This is a genomic window from Chryseobacterium paludis, assembly GCF_025403485.1.
Lineage (GTDB): Bacteria > Bacteroidota > Bacteroidia > Flavobacteriales > Weeksellaceae > Chryseobacterium > Chryseobacterium paludis.
The window spans coordinates 4,811,912-4,834,076 of sequence record NZ_CP099966.1; the positions used below are offsets into that span (position 1 = coordinate 4,811,912).

Consider the following 22,165-nt stretch of genomic DNA (forward strand, 5'->3'; position numbering starts at 1 on the left):
TTTGTTATAGTTATTAATATAATTTTCATCTTGATTTACAGGACTGTTTTAGTAGAAATGCAACTAAATAATATTATACAGGTTATAGCAAAATAAAAACTCCCAAAATTTTTGGGAGTTTTTATTATTATCTATAAAATATTGCTATTTAAATATTTTAAAGGATACTTAATTTTATCTTTATGCCAAAGTTGTCTTTAAATTGAGATGTTTGATAATGTCCTAATCTGTAGGATAGTCCTACACCGAAACTTGTGCCCAAAAATCTGTTCCAGATAAATCCAACTTCCTGATAATAATGATCGAGTACCTGAAAATCAAACTGATGGTCACCTCTGTTTTTAAAGTTTCCTATAGCAGATTGATATTCAATTTCTATGTTGGAATACTTTGTACCTAAAGTTTTGAATCGGAATGGCAGATATTGGGAAATTTTAAATGCAACAAATTTATCCGCAAAGAAAGTCCCTGAAGGCATTGTTGTAAATCCTAAATTAGATGGAGTATTAATATTTGAATACCACTTGTCAGAATTTTGATCTTTTTGCCCGGCTATTTCAAAATTCTTCCAGATAGGAGCAGTTCCCGAGGATATTCCCCCGAAAAGTTTAATGTTGGTATATCCTAATTTAGATCTGAACTGGTGAATAATCAACGCGTCTAACCGGTGATAATCCAGATCTCCACCTAAAGCATCAAATCCTTTTTCATAATTTACAAAAAACTGAGGGTAACTTTTTTCATAGGTGTATTTTCCACTGGGAGTCATGATGTTTTTGTCGTTGGGAGCATATTTTAAAGATAATGTTGTACTTACATTGTCAAAGCTATTACCCAGATTTTTATACTGATAGTCGAAAAGAGCCTGTTGTTTTTCTTTATTTACAGCAATTTTCATGCTTAATGAATTTGAAATATCATAAAGAAATGAAGCTCCCCATTTTTGGCTTTTATAAAAAGTTTCGTTATGAAGATCTAAATTGATATCTGAAACTTTCATCATCATATCCCACATATTGTTGCTAAATCTACCCGCTGCAAAGACATCATCTACATAATCAATACGGAAAACAGATGTCCTTTTGTGGGATAATTTCACATCCAGGCCTAATCCATATTTCCAGTGGTGATCTTTAAAACCATATCCGACATATCCATCAGGAGAAAATGTTTTGTTGAATTTTTCGTTGAGTTTTAGACCTGCTCCCAAACGTAAACCCTGGTACTTGTCATAACTCAAAAATTTAGTAAGATCAAAATCAATCATTTTGTAACGCAGATTTCCTCTCATTAACTGTGTTAAAAAACCTAGTTTCTTTTCAAAATCATGCTTTTGAACAAAACTATCGATTTTAGCATAGGTAGCACTTTCTCTTGTAGTAAGACTGTCGGTTCTGTATTTCTGAAGCAAACTTCCATCGGAACTTTTCATTTCAAGAGAGTAGCCTTTGAAGTCGGATGCTTTCTGCGCTTCGTTGATTTCAAAATCAAAAAATCGGTTTTTTACATACAGATAGCTGCCAAATCTCTTTTTGTTATATTTTACCTTTTCTCCTTCTTTTAAACTGTCTTTTTTAGACGTATTAAAGCTTTGGCTGCTCATTTTTAATTTAATGTCTTCATAATCTAAAAACCATTTGTTATTAATCGGTTTCCAGACAGAAACGATGTTTCCTTCGTTCTGTTTTTTATTAACACTTTCAAACTTTTTTAATGCAAAACTTTCCGCATCTACATATATTTTTCCGTTGAATTTTCTTGGATTCTGTTTTTTCTTATCAGTAATTTCTTTGAATTTGATGACATAGGTTTTTCTTCCATCAAGCTGTAAAGTGTCAGAAAGATAAAAATTAAACAATTCCCTGTTTTCCGGTCTCAGTTGTCTCGGGGTTCTGTCTAAGTTCGAAATATTAATTGCCAATGCTTCATAAATTGGATTTTTAAACCCTGACATTCTGTTGTCTATAATATTGGTTTTTTCGCCAAACTTCTTAGAATATTTGTATTCTGTAGCTTTTTCCCAAAGGAACATCTGACTTTCCTGGGATGCATTAAGGAAATCTTCGTTAATCAGCGAATCTTTCTTCTGACCTTCTTTCTGTTTAAAATTCTTATGATCTACCTTGGAAAGAGAATCTTTTCTTATCGCTAAAAAATTTTTAAAGGTTTCGACGGAGTCTCTATCGACATCAATAGAAGATTTACTATATGATTTAAAACTGTAAGAATCTAAAGACTTCGGAGCATTATCTTTAGCTCTCTTATTAACTTCATCCAGTATTTTTAGTGCTCTCGGATCACTTTTATCATTAATAACAACCCTGTCGATATTGTCCATTTTTTCAGACAAAGGCTGAAGTGATATCTCCATTGTTTTTTTTACGTCAACCGTAGCATCTTCAAAATTGCTGGCTAGAATTTCTACTTTTTTACATTTTGTTTTAAAAGATAATAAGCCTTCATGATTGGTTTTTCCAAGGAGATTATCATCACAGTAGACCGCCGCATTTTGAATAGGCTTATTATTGGTTTTACCAAATACCTTCAATTGTGTCTGACCGAAAATTAATACCGTAAAAAATAAAAATAATAGAGATGAAAATTTTGCCATTAGCTTTTTATAGATAAGACAACGCGATTGAAAAAAAGTTACAAAATGATGTAAGAAAATAATATTCGGTCAAAAATAAAGCAGCTGTTAAAAAACAGCTGCTTTATTATATTTTGATTTTAATTGTAAAATTAAATATTCAAAGCTTTTTGATAAGCATTTTCTAAACCATCAAGATTTTTCCCACCAGCCGTAGCAAAACCAGGGTTTCCGCCACCTCCGCCTTGGATCTCATTAGCTAATTCTTTTACGATAGCTCCAGCCTGATAATGAGCAGCCAGGTCATCAGAAACACCTACAGTGATCATCGGTTTATCATCAGCATTGGAAAGAACGATCGTTACAGAAGTTGGGATCTCTTTTTTCAGCTGGAAAACAATATCTTTTACTGAACCCGCATCTAACGAAGTTTTCTTAACCAATAATTGCTTATCTCCTTTCTGTTCATAAGCACTTTTCCAATCACCAATCTCCCCTTTAGCTTTCTCTTTCTTCAATGATTCAACTTCAGATTTCAGAGACGTATTTTCTTCGATTAACTTTTCGATAGATCTTACAACATCTTTCGATTTTAATAATTGAGAAAGTTCTGTAATCTGTTGCTCCAGATTTTTAAAATATTCAGCAGATTTATCTCCGGATATCGCTTCAATTCTCCTGATCCCTGCAGCTGCAGAATTTTCAGAAGTAATCTTGAAATGACCAATTTCACTCGTGTTCTTAACGTGAGTTCCACCGCATAGTTCCTTTGAACTTCCAAACTGGATCATTCTCACGCTGTCACCATACTTTTCACCAAATAAAGCCATCGCTCCTTTGTCAATCGCTTCCTGGATAGGAATATTTCTAAACTCCTGTAAAGCAATGCTGTCTTTGATCTTTTGATTTACTTTTTCTTCTATTACAGCCAATTCTTCTTCTGTCATCTTGTTGAAATGAGAGAAGTCAAAACGCAAATAATCGGGTCCTACATAAGAGCCTTTTTGTTCTACGTGAGTTCCCAAAACTTCTCTGAGAGCTTCATGCAAAAGGTGAGTAACAGAATGGTTTGCCTGAGAATTTTTTCTCTCTGTAGCATTTACCTTAGCATAAAAAACCGCTCCGGCATCTTTTGGAAGACCGTTGATCAGTGAAATGATCAATCCATTTTCCTTTTTCGTTTCTAATACTTCAAAACTTTCTGTAGCGTTTTCTAAAACACCTTTATCGCCGATTTGTCCACCTCCTTCAGGATAAAAAGGCGAGTTGCTTAAAACAACCTGATAGAATTCGCCATCCTTGTTTTCAACTTTTCGGTATCTTGTTATATAAGTTTCAGCTTCAAGCTCGTCGTATCCAACAAAAGTTTCAGGCTTTTCTTCCAAAACTACCCAATCGTAAACCTTAGAAGCAGAGTCTTTTTTAGAACGTTGCTTTTGTTTTGCCATTTCAGCTTTAAATCCTTCCTCATCAATAGTCAGCCCTTTTTCTTCAGCGATAATTCTTGTTAAATCGTCAGGAAAACCATAAGTGTCGTACAACTCAAAAACCTCAACGGAAGGTAATACCTTTGAATTGTCAGCGATAGTTTGCTGAATCAATCTTTCAACTCTTACCAGACCACTTTCAATGGTTTTTAAGAATGATTCTTCTTCACTTTTAATTACTTCGGTAACCAGATTTCCTTGTTTCTCCAATTCAGGGAAATAAGGTCCCATCTGATCTTTAAGTACCGAAACCAATTCGAAAAGGAAAGGTTCTTTCATTCCTAAAAATCGATAAGAATAAGAAATCGCTCTTCTTAAAATTCTTCTGATCACATATCCAGCACCTCCGTTTGAAGGTAATTGTCCGTCTGCAATAGCAAAAGAAACGGCTCTGATGTGATCTACCACCACACGGATAGCAATATCTTTTTCGTCTTCTAAAATTCCCGTATACTTCTTGCCTGAAAGTTCTTCAACTTTAGCAATAAGCGGAGTGAAAACGTCTGTATCATAGTTGGAAGATTTCCCCTGTAATGCCATACAAAGACGCTCAAATCCCATTCCCGTATCAACATGCTGTTGTGGGAGTTTTTCTAAGCTTTTATCCGCTTTCCTGTTGAATTCCATGAAAACCAGATTCCAGACCTCAACAACCTGCGGGTGGTCATTATTTACTAATTCCAGTCCTGAAACTCTCGCTTTTTCTTCAGGTGTTCTAAGGTCAACATGGATTTCTGAACATGGTCCGCATGGTCCACTTTCACCCATTTCCCAGAAATTATCTTTTTTATTTCCATTGATAATTCTATCTTCAGAAATGTGAGATTTCCAGAAGTCATAAGCATCCTGATCTCTTTCAAGATTTTCAGAAGCATCACCTTCAAAAATAGTTACATATAAATTTTCTTTAGGAATTCCATAAACTCCAGTCAACAATTCCCAGGCAAAAGCAATAGCATCTTTTTTAAAATAATCACCAAAAGACCAGTTTCCTAACATTTCAAACATGGTATGGTGGTAGGTATCTCTACCTACATCATCCAGATCATTATGTTTCCCTGAAACCCTCAAACATTTTTGAGTATCGGCAATTCTAGGGGCTGTAGGTACTTTATAACCCAGGAAAAAATCCTTGAATTGAGTCATTCCCGAATTAGAGAACATGAGTGTAGGGTCGTCTTTCAACACAATAGGTGCTGAAGGAACGATAAGGTGGTCTTTACTTTTAAAATAATCTAAAAATTTTTGACGTATCTCTTGTGATGTCATAAGTATATGTATTGCTTTGCTTTTTTATGATAAGATGCAAATTTAAGATTTTTGAGTGATTTTCTACCAAATATTTGATAGTGTAGTTTGGGTGTATTAAAAAATAGTTGTGCTTCCGATTTTGTGTCGATCAAAAAGACACGAAGAATCTTTATCCTAATAAAACTTTGTGTCTTTCCATTTAACTTATTATCTTCGTTAGTATCTGGAAAGATAAAGATTACTATGACAAAAAATGAAGCGCTGAAAAACTGGGTTGAAAAATACTCAGAATCTCTTTTGAAAAGAGCAATGTATCTGCTTTCAGACAAAGATGATGCGAAGGATGTAGTTCAGGAAGTTTTTCTTTCGGCGTTGTCATCCTATGATTCATTTGAAGGAAAAAGCCAGCCACTTACATGGCTGAATGCGATTCTTCAAAGAAAAGTTGCTGATTTTTATCGCAAGAAATATAAGTCAGAACCTGAAATTAAGCTTGATCATTTTTTCGATGATACCGGTTCGTGGAAAAATAGTGATGTACTGAACGATTGGAATGTTTCAAACAGGGAATCCGAACTTTTGGATGATCAGGACTTTAATAAAACTTTGGAAGATTGTATTGAAGAACTGCCCTCCAGGTGGAAGATTCCATTAAAAATGTATTATCTTCAAGAAAAAAAAGCACCGGATGTGAGTCAGGAATTAGATATTTCTACGACTAACTTATGGAAGATTTTACAAAGAAGTAGAATGCAGCTGCGAGAATGTCTGGATTTTAATTGGTTTGCAAAATCATAAAGTATTTAAAAATGTTGAAAAAATTGATTCATTTGATATTCCTTCCATGCAGCACGGCCACATTGCTTATGGAAAAGAGAAACGCCGGATCCATTTCCCAGAAAGAGGACCGGAAGCTTTCTATGCATCTTAGAATTTGTAAATGGTGCAGGGCTTATCAAAAAAAGCTGGAGATCCTTGATGAGATTATGAAAAAAACTTTTGTACAAAAGGAAAATGATAAAATAAATGATTCTGATATTCAAGGATTTAAGAATGATGTGATTAAAAAGATAAATTTTTAATAAAAATTCTGTCAGGATTTTGAAGCTGTTCCGACTATACTTTTGAAAATAATAAAGTATACATTCAAAATCTTAAAAATATGAACGGAACATCACAAGTACTGACCAAGGAACAACCGACGTATAAACTTGGTTATTACATTTCACTTTTCGGAGCAGCGCTTATCCTACTATGGATAGGAATTTTCAAATTCACTCCTACCGAAGCGCAGGGAATAAAAAGCTTAGTCGAAAACCATTTCCTCACCTTTTTCGTATATAAAATAGCAAGTGTACAAACGGTGTCAAATGCTATCGGAGCGATAGAAATTATCATTGCATTATTACTGATATTTAGTGCGAAATTTGTATTTCTAAGACGATATGCAGGAATAGGTATGATCATTACTTTTCTGGTTACCTTAAGTTATTTATTTACAACACCGGGAATATGGAAAGTAGTGGATGGAATACCAATAACGGATTTTTTCATTCTGAAAGACCTAATGTTTTTAGGATTTGGATTGATGATATTTCAAAAAAATAAATAGTGAATAAAAAGATAAAAATGAAAAGTATATTAATATTACTCGGAATTATTCTGGGGATTGCAGTATTTGCAAGAAGTTGTGGAGATTCAAAGAAATCCACAGAAGTAAAAAAAGAAAATGAGACCATTATGGATAGTAAAAATGTAAAAGAAGTTTATTTTGCAGGTGGATGTTTCTGGGGAACAGAGCATTTTTTTCAACAAATTCGTGGAGTTGTAGGAACGGAAGTTGGTTATGCCAACGGAAACAAAACAAATCCTACCTATGAAGAAGTAGTAAGTCATTCTACAGGTTTTGCAGAAACGGTAAAAGTGAAGTATGATCCTGAGCAAGTGGATTTAAAACTATTAATTGACCTGTATTTCAAAACCATCGATCCTACAAGTTTAAACCAACAAGGAAACGATAGGGGAGACCAATACAGAACGGGGATTTATTCTACTGATAAGGCTACAGAAGCCATTATAAAAGAAGAGGTGCAAAAGCTAGCTAAGAGTTATAATAAACCCGTTGTAGTAGAAACAATTCCATTGAAAAATTTCTATAAGGCAGAGGATTATCATCAGGATTATTTGGATAAAAACCCAGGGGGATATTGCCATATAGAGCCAGGACTTTTTGAAATGGCTAAAAACGCGAATCCACTTCCAAAAGCTAAATATCAAAAACAGGATAAAAAGGTTTTAAAAGAAAAACTTACTGCTGAACAATACAGCGTAACGCAAGAAAATGCTACTGAAAGACCTTTTCAAAATGAATACGATAAAGAGTTTCGTGAAGGGATTTATGTAGATATTACAACAGGGGAACCGTTGTTTATCTCAACAGATAAATTTGAATCTGGTTGTGGATGGCCAAGTTTTTCCAAACCAATTACTAAAAATGTAATTGATGAGAAAATAGACAAATCTGTAGGAATGACCAGAGTTGAAGTTAGAAGTAAAACAGGGGATGCTCACCTCGGACATGTTTTCACAGATGGGCCTGCAGACAAAGGAGGATTACGTTACTGTATCAACAGTGCTTCATTAAAATTCATTCCCAAAGATGAAATGCAGAAAAAAGGATATGGTGAATATCTTCCTTTACTGGATAAAAAATAATTGACAAAAGGTTGCTGAAAAGCAGCCTTTTTTATTTTTGTGTCATTCGGAACAGAGCATAGTGAGGAATCTTTTTTTAATTTAAAATAGTTGATTTAGATTCCTACGGAATGACACGGTTAGTCGATTACTTTAGCTCAATTTACGTACTTGACGGGATTCCTGTTGATTTGAAAATTTTCTTTAAAACTTAACATCGACATATGAAGTAAGATTAAAAATCCAAAAATAAGCAGGAAAGTTTGTTTGGGAAGTTTTATTAAGATATCAGTAAACTTATCATAACCTTTCGGTTCTATATATTTTAAGTAAGCTTCCCAATTATTTTCTACTCCTGAATCAATTGGAATTGCGATAACATCACCACATAAAAAGCATTCTTCTTTTTCTGGGTTTATGTAGGTATGAATAGCGAAAAAGTGTCCTGTTTTATTTAGGTCTAAAGCATATTCTTCATTTTTTGTAATATGCATGTCATTAAGTAAAGAAGCGAAATCTCCATATGTATTATGATCGTCCAGAATAAACTCAATTCCTGTTTCTTTTTCATTCCTTTTCTTAAGGTTTTGAATTTCCGATACATACAATTTTGAATTTTCCTTTGCAGTATTTGGAAGTACTCTTATTTTTTTATAATTCCAATTTCTTATCGATTCGAAAGAAGCTCTATTATTTTCATCTCCCGATTTGGCCTTGACAGGAAGGCCAATATCAATAACATTGAGGTTAATTTCTTCAAACTTTTGATTTCCATAATACCAAAACAAAAGCGGAATGAGAGCAGCGCTTATTAATCCGGGAACATAATATATCTTTTTCATATCAATACTTTTCTGTTGATTTGAAAATTTTCTTTAATACTCAACATTGAGATATTTAAAAATAGTAAAAAGCCGAAAATGATATAATATGCATTTTTTGGAAGCTTCGCCATATTGTTAAAGAAAAATTCAATATTTATTTCACGTATGAAATCCAGATTAAAGTTCCAAACTTTCTGATCATTGGGGTCTACACTTATTATATGATCGTTGCATAAATAACATTCTTCTATTGGACTTTTAGTAATAGGCGAGGTGTATGAAACAAAGAGGTGTCCGGTGTCATTGAGATCAAAACCGTAAGTGTCCACCTTTGCAACACTCAAATCATTTAAGAGAGAAACGAAATCGCCATAAGAGTTCTTTTTATTTAATACAAATTCGATTCCGGTTTCTTTTTCATTTCTTTCTTTGAGTTTCTTTATTTCTGAAACATAAAGATTTGAATTCTTTTTAGCTCTATTGGGGGGAACAATTAACTTTTTATAAGTCCAGTTTTTAGGAGGTATGAAACGTCCCATTTCACCACTGTTTTCGTTTCCTATTTTAGATGGTAGCCAAACATCTATTACATTGATTACTGTTTTATCAATCCGAAGACCCGCATAGTACCAAAACAAAAGCGGAATAAGAATAGCGCTTATCAATCCGGGAACATAATATATTTTCTTCAAGACTGGCATTTTGATAAAATTAGAGAAAAATTGTCAAAGATTGATTGATGAAATGTTTTAATTATAGATCCACATCAAAACCGGTTTGGAAGAATTTTTCAGTAAAGGATCTATTGCTCTTAGGGCATCATTAGACACCGTTGGACATCCCCATCCCTCAGGAGAGCCATTGGGATATATTTCTTTATTACTCATTTTATTCCAGGAGTGGAAAACGATTGTTCTTTTCAATGCATTATCATTAGTTTCATCTAATCCATGCATTAAGTACTTGATATTAATTCCCCATTCACTGCTTCCTCTTTCTCCGATTCTGTATTTTCCCAATGAAGAAAGATGACTTCCGTCCTCATTGCTAAAAGTCGGATTGTCTTTTGATTCATCCGAACTCCACGAATTATTTCCACACCCATGACCAACCAAATACTTCTGAGTGACTTTTTTTTTGATTAAAATCATACACGAAAAATCTGTTTAAACCAGAATGTAAACTCATGTCTATTAAAATACAAAAGTCTTTATTAAAGTTATTTTTCTTACAGAATAATTGAGCTTCTTCAGCCTTTCTATCTGTTTTTTCATCATCAGCGATAGGTGGTTTTGCTGTATTGATTGCAGGATTTGGAATAATGGGCTCTGTTTTTTTTGAACATGAAATACCTATGGATGTTGCCAGAAGTATACTCAGAATCAGTTTCATCATTGTTGATAAGGGGGAATTTTAATAAGAAAAAGTGATTCAAAAAATGAACCACTTTTAATATTTTAATTTTAAATCTTTTAATTAAAAAAACTACCAGTCTCTCTTTCGTAAGATCCAGTAAGAACCGAAAATAAAGATCCCACTCCAAACGATACAAGCAATTAAGCTTTCTGTAGGATAGGTAAACTCATACTTTAATCCCATCATTTTTGCCATATTTAGCCTCATCATGGGATTAGGAATAAGGTTGGACATACTGTCTAATGGTAAAAGGTGAGTAAAGAAGAAATCGTCTTTCAGGATTTTCATTCTTTCCAGTTCCTGTGTACCGCGAACCTTTAAAAATACTTCGATGGCTGTTAATATTCCCTCTCCGATCCAATACACAAAGAAGCCAAGGAATACAAACATCGATTTTCTCAGTAGTATGGAAAGAAACATCAGGAAGCAGAAAAAAGCAAAGAGTTTAACAAAATAGTTTCCAATAAAGAACATTTCCTTAAAAACCATTTCAGAGCCGGTCACCTTAGAATAACTTTCTCCTAAAAGAAGTGTAATAATAAAGACAATAACGGTTGAAACAATAGTGAAAACACTTATCGTTAAGAGTTTAGAGGCAATAAATTCCTTTCTGCTTAATCCATCAATGGTATTTTGCTTGAACATTCTGTTACTGAATTCCTGAGAGATTGAAAAGACAATGATCAGACCCAGGAAGATCTTTAATAATGCTACGATCCATGTGGTGAAATTCCAGATCTCCGGGAAGTTATAAATTCCCTGTTCTTTTAAATTGATGGTCGCTCCAAAAACATCCAGATCTACTAATCCAATAAAAAGGAGTGCCACCAGTATCGCAAAATATAATATCGTAAAAACCTTGAATGGTCTGTAATTCAGGTTTTTGTAGTACTCGAGTTTTAGTAATTTAAGCATTGGTATTGGTGTTTTTTACAAGTTCAAGGAATTGAGTTTCAAGAGATAGTTTTTTCTTAGATAAGTGAGACAAGAAAATACCTTTTTCTGCTAATTTTTGATTTAAATTAGAAGCAGAGATAGAAGCGTCTTCACGAATCTGAGCTTTTATGATATCATTTTCCAGGGTTACAGAAGTAAACCATTGAAGCTCTTCTAAGGCATTTAATAATGCGGTATTGTTGTCAGCTTTCAATTCGAAAAAGCCTTTGTTACTTGTAATTTCATCTACTCTTCCACTATAAATTGAATTTCCCTCTTTTAAAACAATCACATGACTGCATATTTTTTCAATCTCATCCAGAAGGTGGCTTGCAATAATAATGGTAATACCTTGTTTGGCAATATTGGAGATGATATCCCTGATCTGAATGATACCTTCAGGATCAAGTCCGTTGGTAGGTTCATCTAAGATCATGACCTCAGGATTATTTAACATCGCTGAAGCTATAGCCAGACGTTGTTTCATTCCCAGGGAAAAGGTTTTAAAAGTATCTTTTTTTCTTTCGAAAAGATGAACGGTCTTTAAAACTTCATCTATCCTTTCGTAAGGAGCGCCCTTGATTTCGGCAACGATCTTTAAGTTCGTTTCAGCACTCAGATAAGGATAAAAATTAGGCTGTTCGATAATCGCACCTATTTTTTTTAAAGTATCTGAATCAGTGCCTTTTTTTCCAAACCAATACCAGTCGCCACTTGTGGGATTTATGGTTGAAAGCAACATTCCGAATGTAGTGGATTTTCCACTTCCATTGGGGCCCAGAAGGCCATAAACATTACCTCTTTCTACATCAAATGAGATATTGTTTACTACGACTCTCTTGAATTTTTTAGTTAAATTCTTTACTGACAAAACTTTTTCCATGTAATTTGTTTTACATAGTAGTAGTCTTAGTTTTAAACAAAATGTTACAATATTTAATCAAATTGTCTGATATTTTATGAGATTAAAATATTAAATTTGATCGTACAATTCGTGAATATGAAGTTAATTGAACTTGCCAAAGAATTAAATATTTCCGCAGAAGCGATCAAACAATTTATACAGGATTTTGATCTGGAATTAGGAGTGTGTATGAGTACTAATTTTGAGATCAAACAGGATTTTGAAAAATTTGCCCGGGAAAACATAGATTTTTTAAGACGCTATGAAAAAGATCTGGATAAGAATAAGACACTCGAACAGATTGCTGAAACCATCAACCAACCTAAGGAAAAGATAGAAAAAGCAATACAGGATACCACGCCTAATATTTTTGATAACGGATTATTCCGTTCTTCGATTTCAAGTTATGGAATTGATAATAAATTGGGTGGAAACTATCAGTTTGTATATGATTACTTTGGACAGAAGACGAGTCTTCAGCATCGTGATTTTATAGGCTATCGTGATTTATTTTTTTATATATCTAGTGTTTTAGAACCTTTTTTAAATAAACAACAGATTAAGGACTGGGGAATTAATAAGCCTGCAGGAATTATTCTTTATGGACCTCCGGGAAGCGGTAAGATTTTCTGGGCGAATAAAATTGCCGAAATTATCAGCTATAAGTTTAAGGAAGTTAAAAAGCATTATCTGGGAACTTCTTTAATAGATGGGAATAAAACCAACTTCAATGATTTTCTCATGAATATGATGAAAGAAGATAAGGTGCTTCTTTTTATGGATGATTTTGATGATATCATGATGGAAAGGAGTGCGGAAAATAATGTAGCATCCTGTAATCTGGAAACCCAGGAAATTATTCTCCATTATATAGGAAAGTTCCAAAAAGAAGATATTCTGATGGTAGGATCAGCTAATTCTGTTTCTGAAATTGATGAAGAGATATTGTCTCCGGGGAGATTTGATGTGATGATCCCAGTATTTCCACCCAATGCTGCAGAGCGTTCAGAAATTATTCTGTATGGGATGACAAAAGGATTGGAAAGTGATTCCTTATTGTATAAGATCCTTAAAAATAACAAAGCAGATAAAATCCCTTTCTGGAATGAGAGTGCTTCTAAAATGAAAGCCTTTAGCAATACCATGTTAATGGATTTTACACAGAGTCTGAAAAAAAGAATCAAAAATCTATACCAACGAACAAAGAATGAAAAGCTTATTATTGATCAGACTCTTTTAAGTGGAGCTCTGAGAGATGCAGCTGGTAAACTTACAGAAGAATATTTAGAGCAAGTTGAACGATTTTTAAATGATGCTATTATCAATAATTTCGATGATTTTCAGTACAGAATAAAATCTTTAAGAACCGAACTTGAAACTTATAAAGTAGTGGAAGAACCAACCAGAGAGATCGGTTTTCATCATAATGGGGAAGAAGGAAACGGAAAAGACAAAGAATAGTCACTTTAGTCGTCAGTCTTTGGATATGTTTTAATAATTCATTATTTATCAACGATAATTATCCACCATATGATCAATTCTAGCATTTGGGAACTTGAAACTTTTTATAGAAAAAGAGATGTCATCATTATTGGTGCTGGTTTCACCGGATTATGGACAGCTATTTCTATTAAAGAAAAATATCCCGAACGATCTGTTTTGATTCTTGAAAGGAATTCTATTCCTTTGGGAGCTTCGACGAGAAATGCAGGTTTTGCCTGTTTTGGAAGTCTAACGGAGATTATTGCAGATCAGGAAAAGATGGGTTGGAATAAGACCTTGGAATTAGTTAAAATGAGGTTTGAGGGACTTCAGAAAATTCAGACTTATTTTAAGAGTTCAGAAATTAATTTCGAACTGAGTGGGGGATATGAAATATTGAATAATGATCATCCTTTGCAAAAATTGGATGAGGTGAATGAAAATCTTACATGTATTACCGGAATCCCAAATACCTATTCTTTACAACAAAATAAAATACAGGAATTTGGATTAGGGAAATCTAATTTTCTCATTGAGAATCCATGTGAAGGAAGTTTACACTCTGGAAAACTTCTGCATAAGCTACTTGAAAAATGTTATGAACTTAAAGTGGAGTTCCTTTTTGGAACAGAAGTAACAAATGTTGATGAAAATGCTGATGTGATTCTGGTTCAATTATCAGATGAATTATCTATTCAGGCTCATCAAATTATATACTGTACCAACGCTTTTAGTTCGAAATTTTTAGAGAATGAAGAAATTATTCCGGCACGTGGTCAGATTTTGCTAACAGAACCTATTGAAAATTTGAAATTAAAAGGAACTTTCCACTGCGATGAAGGGTTTTATTATTTCAGAAACCTGGCAGATAGAATTTTATTGGGTGGGGGGAGAAATCAGGATTTTAAAACTGAAGAAACAACTGATTTTCAAACCACAGAATTCCTACAGATTCACCTCGAAAACTTTTTAAGAGAAGTGATTTTACCCAATCAGGAATTTCGAATAGCTCTTCGCTGGTCTGGGATCATGGCAATGGGTTCCGAAAAAACTCCGATTGTGAAGCAACTTTCAGAAAGGCAATTTTGTGCTGTAAGATTGTCTGGAATGGGGGTGGCTCTTGCTCCGAAAATTGGTGAGATTGTAGCAGATATGATTAAATGATATAATTAGATGTAGATATTCTAATTACTCATCTCTTATAACTCATCACCTATAACTATTCCTAAAACTTTTATCCTTATTTTTGCAAAAAGAAAATTTCGTGATTAACAACGACCATATAAAAGATGTTCAGTCGAGAATTGAAGATCTACACAGATACCTTCAGATTGAAAAGAAAAAAATAGAAATTTCCAATGATGATGAGAAAACGGCAGCTCCTGAATTTTGGGATCAACCGAAAGAAGCTGAAGTATTTTTAAGGCAGCTTCGTTCTAAGAAAAGATGGGTGGAAGATTATGAAGAGATCACTACTCAGTTTGAAGATTTACAGGTTTTAATGGAATTTGCAAAAGAAGATCCAGATTCTGAAAAAGAACTGGATGAGGCATTTCCAAAATTAGTAGAGAAAATCGAAGATCTGGAGTTTAAAAATATGCTTTCTAATGAAGGAGATGAACTTTCTGCGGTTATTCAAATCACTGCAGGAGCAGGAGGCACAGAAAGTTGTGACTGGGCTGCCATGTTGATGAGGATGTATACGATGTGGGCAGAGAAGCAAGGTTATAAGATCCGTGAGCTCAATTACCAGGAAGGGGAGGTTGCAGGTGTGAAAACGGTAACCCTGGAAATGGATGGTGAATATGCTTTTGGATATCTTAAGGGGGAAAACGGTGTTCATCGATTGGTAAGAATTTCTCCTTTTGACAGTAATGCAAAAAGACATACAAGTTTTGTGTCTGTATATGTATATCCTTTGGTTGATGATACTATTGAAATCAATATTAATCCCGCAGATATTTCATTTGAAACCATGCGGAGTTCAGGAGCAGGAGGACAGAATGTAAATAAAGTAGAAACAGCTGTCCGTCTTCGTCATGCACCAACAGGAATTATCATTGAAAACTCAGAATCACGTTCACAGCTTCAGAACAAAGAAAAAGCAATGCAGTTGCTTCGTTCCAGATTATATGAAATGGAGCTTGAAGAACGTTTAAAGGCCCGAACCGAGATCGAAGCCAATAAGATGAAGATTGAGTGGGGAAGTCAGATCAGAAATTACGTAATGCATCCTTACAAATTGGTAAAAGATGTACGTTCAGGACATGAAACTTCAGATGTTGATTCGGTGATGAACGGAAATCTTACTCCATTCCTAAAAGCATTTCTAATGGCTGATGGAACGGCAGTTTCCGATGATGACCTCGACCTCTAGGATATAATCTTAGTTTTTTAGTTAAAATCTTATAATTAATTTCCTATTCAGACTTTTTAGACTTATTTTTGTTACTTATCAATATGTATGGAAGATTTCAATAGCTGGAAAGATTTATTAAACCCAGAGTTTTATATAAAAATGGGTGGGTTTTGGCTTATACTGTTTATTATTTTTGCTGAAACGGGACTTTTTGTAGGATTTTTTTTACCGGGTGACTCGTTACTGTTTGTTTCAGGAATTTATGCTGTTGAAATTATCAAAGAGACCTTTGGCTCCACAGGGAGCGATCTGCTTGATACAACTATTCTTGCTACTTCCGTTGCTCTAGCTGCTATTGTCGGTAATGAAGTTGGATATTATTTCGGCGTAAAAGCCGGTCCTGCATTATATAAAAAACAGGATACCTTCTTATTCAAGAAAAAATATCTGTACCAGGCTCATGACTTTTTCGAAAAACATGGTGCTTTGGCTATAATTATGGCGAGATTTCTACCTGTTGTCAGAACTTTTACGCCTATCGTTGCAGGTATTGTAAAGATGGATAAAAAAGAATTTTTGAGAGATAATATTATAGGAGCTGTATTGTGGTCATTTATTTTGATCTTTGCAGGACATTATCTGGATAAGTTATTTCAGGAACAATTTGGAATCAATCTTAAAGAAAAGCTGGAATTAATAATCATTGTTATTGTTCTTATTACAACACTTCCAATAATTATTAAGTTTTTATTTGGTAAGAAAGTTGATCATTCTAAATACGAAGACAATTCACCTGAATAAGATCAAAGAATTTAAAATTTAAATAACCTGCTTTTGGCGGGTTATTTTTTTATCCATTCCAGAATGTTGGGATAGATAATGCTGTCTCTTTTTCGTTTACTGAAAAATCTGGGTGCATGACCTGTATTTTTCATAAAAACTAATTTATGAGGGATATTTTGGCTCGCTAAAGCTGAGTCTAATGCCAACCCTTGATTTTTATTAACAAGGAAATCTTGGTTTCCCTGAAATAGCAGAGTCGGAACATTGGTAATATTTGCAATTGGGCTCGCTTTTTTAAACTCTTCAGACAGATGATGACGATCGAATTTTGTGCCTACCACCTTTTGTACAGTTGGTGAAGAGTATTTTGAATAAAATGAATCCAGGTATTCCGGGGAGTAAAAATCGGTTGGGCCACTCAAAGAGATTATTTTTTTTATCTGATCAGGATGCTGATATCCATATAATAAAGTTAAATGACCGCCAGCACTTTCCCCCAACAGAATATAATTGTCTGGTTGTAATTCTGCTTTTCCTGCTAAAGAATTGAATTTATTAATAACAGAACTAATATCTTCCAGCTGCTCTCTGTAAGTGATCTTTTTGGACTTTGATACCAGTCGGTAATTCATATTGATACTTGGAACTTTATTCTTAAAAAGCATTTTCTGAATCTGGATCATGTGCTCTTTTCTTCCATATTTCCATGCACCTCCATGTACAATGAGAACTACGGGAGAATCTTCGGAATATCCGGATGGAAGAAAAATATCCATCTTTTGTCTTTTATGTTCACCGTATTTTAAGTTGTAAATTTTCTGCTGATTGTTATCCCCCATCCAAACTCTGAACCTTGAATTACAAGAATTTAATAAAAAGCCAATACACCCTAAAACAAAAAAATGATATCTGAGTATGAGCTTTTTCATACCTCAAATGTAAGAAAAATATAGTGATTTTATAGCTGACAGAAACCTGTGTTGTATCAGCTTTTCTCTGCTAATTCTTTTAGCTTCTGATTCATATTGTTGAAACCGGTTACAGTATTATCAAGATTAAAAAATGGGACAAGAAAGCCTGAGAATTGTTCTGACTGAATGAACCGGGTTGTACCGTTTTTATTATCAATTAATTCAAACTTATGCTCTCCATCGAATATTCCTTTAAACATTAGCTTTCCCAGCCAACTGAGTTCATTATTTTCCTTTTTTGATAATATCACAGGCTTGAAAACCATTCCTTTTCCACCTTGTGGTTCAATCTTTACCTGTATTTGATTACCTTCTTCTACAGATCCCTGAATATTGGTAATGAATGGATTCCATACAGGATAGTTTTCAAAATCAGTTAATATTTTCCAGATCTTTTCAGGGCTTGCGTGAATGGTAATTTCTGTTTCAATTTTCTTTGACATGTTATAATAATTTATACCACAAAGTTCGGGCAGAATAAAAAAATACCACTTGATAAAAATCAAAGATTTCCGTTTGCTATTTTATTTCTTATGCGACTGAAAGTTTCAGAGGTCATCCCAAGCATTGAAGCGATATATTGTAAAGGAACCTGATTAAATAATTTAGGGTTTTCATTAAAAAAGCATTGGTATCTTTCCTCAGCAGTCATCGATAAATGACCGTAAATTCTTGTTTCTATTGTTGTGAAGCAGTGAACAATAAATGCTTTTTCTAAAATATGCCATTGAGGAACTTTATCCTGTAGTCTTTCGTAATCAGCCTTCTCAATCGTAAACAATTCTGTATCTGTAAGAGCCTGAATGAACCATCGTGCAGGGATATCTGATATAAAGCTCGATAGATCGGTTACAAAATATCCTTTTGTTGAAATCCACTGTGTAATCTCTTTCTTTTCGGTTTCACAAAAGATCCTTAAAAATCCGGATCGGATAAAACTTAGCTTTGTACTTTTCTTTCCAGCTTCCAAGAAAAATTCATTTTTCTTAATAAGTTCCGGCTTAAAAAAAGAGACAATTGTTTTCAGATCATCAGCTTCAATATCTTTAAAATAAGAAGTAAGATTCTGTTCCAGATCAGTGGTGGTCATGTTCATTGATTTATCGTTTCTAAATTTTCAGCATATCTGTATAATGAATTGTTATATCTGGGCAGATGCTGTGATAATGCTTTTAATGCTAAAGATAATGCTTCTTTGTTTTCTCCCGCAGAATAAAGAGAAAGAGCTAAAAAAGAGTCTACAGCATCATTTAACTCATCTGATTCATTTAATTTTTCTTCTCTGAGGATTTGAATGCTTTCGTCAATTTTCCCATTGTTTCGTAAAGTACTGGCCAACTGAATTCTCGCCCTCCTTCTTCGTAAACCCGATAATCCATGATCTAAAGCAGATCTATACAATGGTTCTGCTTCTTTTTCATGTCCTGTAGAGTCAAAGGCACATGCCCGTTCAAAATCAGCAATAGCTTTTGCATCATGAAGAAGGCTCGTATGATCTTTTATCAGTTGAATAAAATCCTTATTGCTTATTTTTCCCAGCTGCAGCCAAATAGATTGCAGCTTACTTTCCCAATTCTCTGTTTCATTCATATGGTTGATTATCTTATAAGAATACAAATATGAGAAGATCAGTGCACTTTAAAAAATTAAAATGATGCAGTAGCTGTAAATTAAAATGGAAGAGTGAACTTTCTATGCATACAAATTATTATTTTGACCTAAAATGTTTATAAATTCATTCTTATTTTTTAAAACCGGAATTAAATATTATTTTTGTTCAACTTAACAAATATTAAAAAAAATTAAATGGCGTCTGGTTTTTTTGCAATTTTAGATGATCTTGCTGCCTTGATGGATGATGTAGCTGTTACGAGTAAAATAGCTACTCAGAAGACGGCTGGGATTTTGGGTGATGATTTAGCAGTAAATGCAGAAAAAGCTACAGGTTTCATTTCATCCCGTGAGATACCTGTTTTATGGGCAATTACCAAGGGTTCATTTATTAATAAATTAATTATTCTTCCCATCGCATTTTTGCTTAACTGGCTTTATAAACCGGCTATAGAAATTATACTGGTTTTAGGAGGTTTTTATCTGGCATTTGAAGGAGTAGAGAAAATTATTGAATTTTTATTCCATCGCGATAAAAAAGGACATGAAGTAGTGGAAGAGAGCGTAATAGATGAAGATGAAGAGAATTCTGAAAAATCTAAAATAAGATCTGCCATTACAACAGATTTTATTCTTTCTATAGAAATTGTAATTATTGCATTGGGAACTGTTCTTGAAGAGCAGCATCCATTATTAACTCAAATCGTTACGGTGACTCTTGTTTCATTTCTGGCAACAGTAGGAGTTTATGGTATTGTAGCGCTGATCGTAAGAATGGATGATGCAGGTTTTAAGCTGATTAAAAAAAGCAAGGATAAAGGTTTGTTTTCCAAGTTGGGCCACTTACTCGTAAAGGCATTGCCTGTAATTATTAAAATTTTAGCGATTGTTGGAACTATAGCTTTGATCTTTGTTTCAGGTGGTATTTTCGCACATAATATTTCTTATTTACATCATTTTCTTCCAACCTGGCCTTCTGCTCTTAAAGAATTGATCTTTGGATTGAGTGGTGGATTGCTTGCTGTCGCATTATTTACGATAGGCAAAAAGATTTATACATCGGCAATACGCAAATAATTGAGGAAAGTTTGCTTCTGAAATTTAAAATACGAAGTCAGGATAATTTTACACAAACAACTATAACAATATATCAGGTTCATTGATTATTATGAGAAATTTATCGATTGATATATTAAAAATTATCCTCGCATTCTTTGTCGTTTTTTTACATATGCACCTTCTTAGGGATTCTTATCCTGAATTGAGTTTTGTACTTGTTAATGGAGTTTTCAGAATGGCAGTACCTACTTTTTTGATTATCACAGGATATTATTTTTATTATGTAGATAACACGGATAAACTCAAAAAATGGTTAGTAAGAACCTTTTCTCTTTATGTGATCTGGTCTATAGTATATTTGCCTTTTTGGAAAGAAGAAGATACTTGGATGAACATCCTATTTGGCTACCATCATTTGTGGTATTTAATTGGAACCTTCTTTTCAGGTATTATTTTGTTTTTTATAAGAAAGAAGTCAGTGAGTTTACTGGTCACTCTTATTCTTCTGCTGTCTAGTCTCGGATATGGGATGCAATCTTTAGGTAATTTTCATTACTTTAAAAATGAAACGGATTCAATAATCAATCTGTTTCCATCTTACAGAAATTTTCTCCTGGTCTGTTTCCCTTTTTTGACCATCGGATACCTGATTAATAGACTGAACCTGGACACCAAATACAAGCCTTCGTTAATAACTGTACTAGCTGTAGTGGGACTTGTTGTTTTAGAATCATTTCTAAACTATAAAATGATTAGTCCAAATGAAAATATTGACCTTTTGTTTTCTTTACTGATAGCATGTCCTTTGGTATTTATGTATTGCAAGAATATATCAGTAATGGTAGATACTAAAATTTTAGCAAGTTTATCGACAGCTATTTACCTAGTACATCCATTGCTTATGAAGTGGATTTTAGGTAGATATCTTCCATATGAAACGATCATATTTATAATTCTATTGTTGGTTTCCAGTTTTATTCTGGTCTTCTTAAATAGAAAACTAAAATACCTCTTATAATTAAAACTTAGGGTCTGATTAATTATTGGTGATTTTTAGACCATTTATAAAGGCAAGCCTAATCTTGTTTGCACCTATAAACTCTGAATAATTGAGATTAATATTTTTCTCCAGTTCCAACTGTTGATAGAGATTGAAAATTTTACCTTTATAGGGACAATGATCAATAAAATGATTGAAAAATTTTTCAGCAACCTCTTTTTCTGAGAAACATAGTAAGAAATCTAGAGGTAAAAGAGAATGTTCAGACCATTCGTTGAACTTTGTTCCATTCTTTTTTAAAAACTCAATAGCTTGATCTTTAGAATTGAAAATATCAAAAATGGGGAAGATGTACTGTTCGATTTGTTCTGCTATTTCATTAGTGTTTTTCTTGTAAACACAATCTGCCAGATTCCATTCTTGCCACTTTTTGGATGGCGTTAAATATCCTAATTGCCCCCCGAAAATAAGACCCTGAGAATATTCGCTGTTCGTATGCTCTACTTGCCACTTTTTCAGATTTTTTGAGAATATATGAATGTGAGGAAGAATCTGAATGTAAGAAGAATTATTCTTGGCACTGGATTGAAAATAAATTTCAAAATAAAGATCTTTATCGGGAGAATATTTTCTTATTCTCTGCCCCTTTTCAAAGTCCTTGAAACCTTCTAGTTTATTAAAAATCTCATTACAGGCTTGTAAGAATGTAGTTCTGGAGTCCATTTATGAATTATTCATATGTTGAATTAGCGGTCAACAAATATAATGAAACAAATAAAAAGAGACCTTTTAACAAGG

At 33.6% G+C, this 22,165-nt stretch carries 23 protein-coding genes; 10 read left to right on the top strand and 13 right to left on the bottom strand.

The annotated features are described in order from the left end of the window. Nucleotides 1-157: 157 nt before the first annotated feature. Nucleotides 158-2,611, bottom strand: a complete 2,454-nt coding sequence (locus NG806_RS21900) for a DUF5686 family protein (protein WP_261511342.1) — start codon at nt 2,609-2,611, stop codon at nt 158-160. 131 nt (nt 2,612-2,742) lie between these two features. Next, a complete protein-coding gene (alaS, locus tag NG806_RS21905) occupies nt 2,743-5,346 on the bottom strand; it encodes an alanine--tRNA ligase (protein ID WP_261511343.1) in 2,604 nt (867 codons plus the stop codon). A 225-nt stretch (nt 5,347-5,571) separates the two neighbouring features. Between alaS and NG806_RS21910 the strand changes: the two genes are divergently transcribed. The 4 genes from NG806_RS21910 to msrB all read left to right on the top strand — a co-directional run bounded on the left by NG806_RS21910 (nt 5,572) and on the right by msrB (nt 8,043). After that, nucleotides 5,572-6,126: a sigma-70 family RNA polymerase sigma factor gene (locus NG806_RS21910; protein ID WP_261511344.1), complete on the top strand. Its 555-nt coding sequence runs from the start codon at nt 5,572-5,574 to the stop codon at nt 6,124-6,126. A gap of 68 nt (nt 6,127-6,194) precedes the next feature. Beyond that, nucleotides 6,195-6,410 carry a hypothetical protein gene (locus NG806_RS21915; RefSeq protein ID WP_261511345.1) on the top strand — a complete coding sequence of 72 codons (216 nt, stop codon included), beginning with the start codon at nt 6,195-6,197 and terminating at the stop codon, nt 6,408-6,410. Between the two features lie 80 nt (nt 6,411-6,490). Next, nucleotides 6,491-6,940: a DUF417 family protein gene (locus NG806_RS21920; RefSeq protein WP_214826420.1), complete on the top strand. Its 450-nt coding sequence runs from the start codon at nt 6,491-6,493 to the stop codon at nt 6,938-6,940. Nucleotides 6,941-6,957: 17 nt separating this feature from the next. Beyond that, nucleotides 6,958-8,043 (top strand): peptide-methionine (R)-S-oxide reductase MsrB, encoded by a 1,086-nt coding sequence (gene msrB, locus NG806_RS21925; protein ID WP_214826419.1) that lies wholly within the window; start codon nt 6,958-6,960, stop codon nt 8,041-8,043. 137 nt (nt 8,044-8,180) lie between these two features. Here the strand turns inward: msrB and NG806_RS21930 are convergent, their stop codons facing one another. The 6 genes from NG806_RS21930 to NG806_RS21955 all read right to left on the bottom strand — a co-directional run bounded on the left by NG806_RS21930 (nt 8,181) and on the right by NG806_RS21955 (nt 12,081). Continuing rightward, nucleotides 8,181-8,864, bottom strand: a complete 684-nt coding sequence (locus NG806_RS21930; protein ID WP_261511346.1) for a hypothetical protein — start codon at nt 8,862-8,864, stop codon at nt 8,181-8,183. Next, nucleotides 8,861-9,547 carry a hypothetical protein gene (locus tag NG806_RS21935; RefSeq protein WP_390882542.1) on the bottom strand — a complete coding sequence of 229 codons (687 nt, stop codon included), beginning with the start codon at nt 9,545-9,547 and terminating at the stop codon, nt 8,861-8,863. Before NG806_RS21935 ends, NG806_RS21930 begins: the two co-directional genes overlap by 4 nt. A gap of 48 nt (nt 9,548-9,595) precedes the next feature. Then, entirely contained in the window at nt 9,596-9,997 is a 402-nt protein-coding gene (locus NG806_RS21940) for a murein L,D-transpeptidase catalytic domain family protein (protein ID WP_261511348.1), read from the bottom strand. Continuing rightward, complete coding sequence (locus tag NG806_RS21945; protein ID WP_261511349.1) at nt 9,936-10,241, bottom strand: hypothetical protein; 306 nt, start codon at nt 10,239-10,241, stop codon at nt 9,936-9,938. Before NG806_RS21945 ends, NG806_RS21940 begins: the two co-directional genes overlap by 62 nt. 90 nt (nt 10,242-10,331) lie before the next feature. Next, on the bottom strand, nt 10,332-11,177 hold the full coding sequence (locus NG806_RS21950) for an ABC transporter permease (RefSeq protein WP_261511350.1): 846 nt from the start codon (nt 11,175-11,177) through the stop codon (nt 10,332-10,334). Continuing rightward, on the bottom strand, nt 11,170-12,081 hold the full coding sequence (locus NG806_RS21955; protein ID WP_261511351.1) for an ABC transporter ATP-binding protein: 912 nt from the start codon (nt 12,079-12,081) through the stop codon (nt 11,170-11,172). Before NG806_RS21955 ends, NG806_RS21950 begins: the two co-directional genes overlap by 8 nt. Nucleotides 12,082-12,198: 117 nt before the next feature. Between NG806_RS21955 and NG806_RS21960 the strand changes: the two genes are divergently transcribed. From NG806_RS21960 to NG806_RS21975, 4 genes are all read left to right on the top strand, one after another. Further along, nucleotides 12,199-13,563, top strand: coding sequence for an ATP-binding protein (locus NG806_RS21960; RefSeq protein WP_261511352.1), 1,365 nt, complete (start codon nt 12,199-12,201; stop codon nt 13,561-13,563). Between the two features lie 69 nt (nt 13,564-13,632). Next, nucleotides 13,633-14,748, top strand: a complete 1,116-nt coding sequence (locus tag NG806_RS21965; protein WP_261511353.1) for an NAD(P)/FAD-dependent oxidoreductase — start codon at nt 13,633-13,635, stop codon at nt 14,746-14,748. A 100-nt stretch (nt 14,749-14,848) separates the two neighbouring features. Next, complete coding sequence (gene prfB, locus NG806_RS21970) at nt 14,849-15,961, top strand: peptide chain release factor 2 (protein WP_214826410.1); 1,113 nt, start codon at nt 14,849-14,851, stop codon at nt 15,959-15,961. A gap of 87 nt (nt 15,962-16,048) precedes the next feature. After that, nucleotides 16,049-16,744 carry a DedA family protein gene (locus NG806_RS21975; protein ID WP_214826409.1) on the top strand — a complete coding sequence of 232 codons (696 nt, stop codon included), beginning with the start codon at nt 16,049-16,051 and terminating at the stop codon, nt 16,742-16,744. 41 nt (nt 16,745-16,785) lie between these two features. Here the strand turns inward: NG806_RS21975 and NG806_RS21980 are convergent, their stop codons facing one another. Genes NG806_RS21980 through NG806_RS21995 form a run of 4 tightly spaced genes read right to left on the bottom strand, consistent with a single transcriptional unit; the run spans nt 16,786 to nt 19,287 of the window. Next, nucleotides 16,786-17,655 (bottom strand): alpha/beta hydrolase, encoded by an 870-nt coding sequence (locus tag NG806_RS21980; protein ID WP_261511354.1) that lies wholly within the window; start codon nt 17,653-17,655, stop codon nt 16,786-16,788. A gap of 56 nt (nt 17,656-17,711) precedes the next feature. Further along, entirely contained in the window at nt 17,712-18,140 is a 429-nt protein-coding gene (locus NG806_RS21985; RefSeq protein ID WP_261511355.1) for an SRPBCC domain-containing protein, read from the bottom strand. 59 nt (nt 18,141-18,199) lie between these two features. Beyond that, a complete protein-coding gene (locus tag NG806_RS21990) occupies nt 18,200-18,793 on the bottom strand; it encodes a Crp/Fnr family transcriptional regulator (protein WP_261511356.1) in 594 nt (197 codons plus the stop codon). Continuing rightward, the gene (locus NG806_RS21995; RefSeq protein ID WP_214826406.1) at nt 18,790-19,287 is read right to left on the bottom strand and encodes a tetratricopeptide repeat protein; all 498 of its coding nucleotides are present in this window, start codon (nt 19,285-19,287) and stop codon (nt 18,790-18,792) included. Before NG806_RS21995 ends, NG806_RS21990 begins: the two co-directional genes overlap by 4 nt. Nucleotides 19,288-19,503: 216 nt before the next feature. Between NG806_RS21995 and NG806_RS22000 the strand changes: the two genes are divergently transcribed. Both NG806_RS22000 and NG806_RS22005 read left to right on the top strand, forming a co-directional pair. Next, a complete protein-coding gene (locus NG806_RS22000; protein WP_214826405.1) occupies nt 19,504-20,385 on the top strand; it encodes a DUF808 domain-containing protein in 882 nt (293 codons plus the stop codon). Nucleotides 20,386-20,476: 91 nt separating this feature from the next. After that, entirely contained in the window at nt 20,477-21,385 is a 909-nt protein-coding gene (locus NG806_RS22005; protein WP_261511357.1) for an acyltransferase family protein, read from the top strand. An 18-nt stretch (nt 21,386-21,403) separates the two neighbouring features. Here the strand turns inward: NG806_RS22005 and NG806_RS22010 are convergent, their stop codons facing one another. Next, on the bottom strand, nt 21,404-22,090 hold the full coding sequence (locus NG806_RS22010; protein ID WP_261511358.1) for a hypothetical protein: 687 nt from the start codon (nt 22,088-22,090) through the stop codon (nt 21,404-21,406). Nucleotides 22,091-22,165 lie beyond the last annotated feature (75 nt).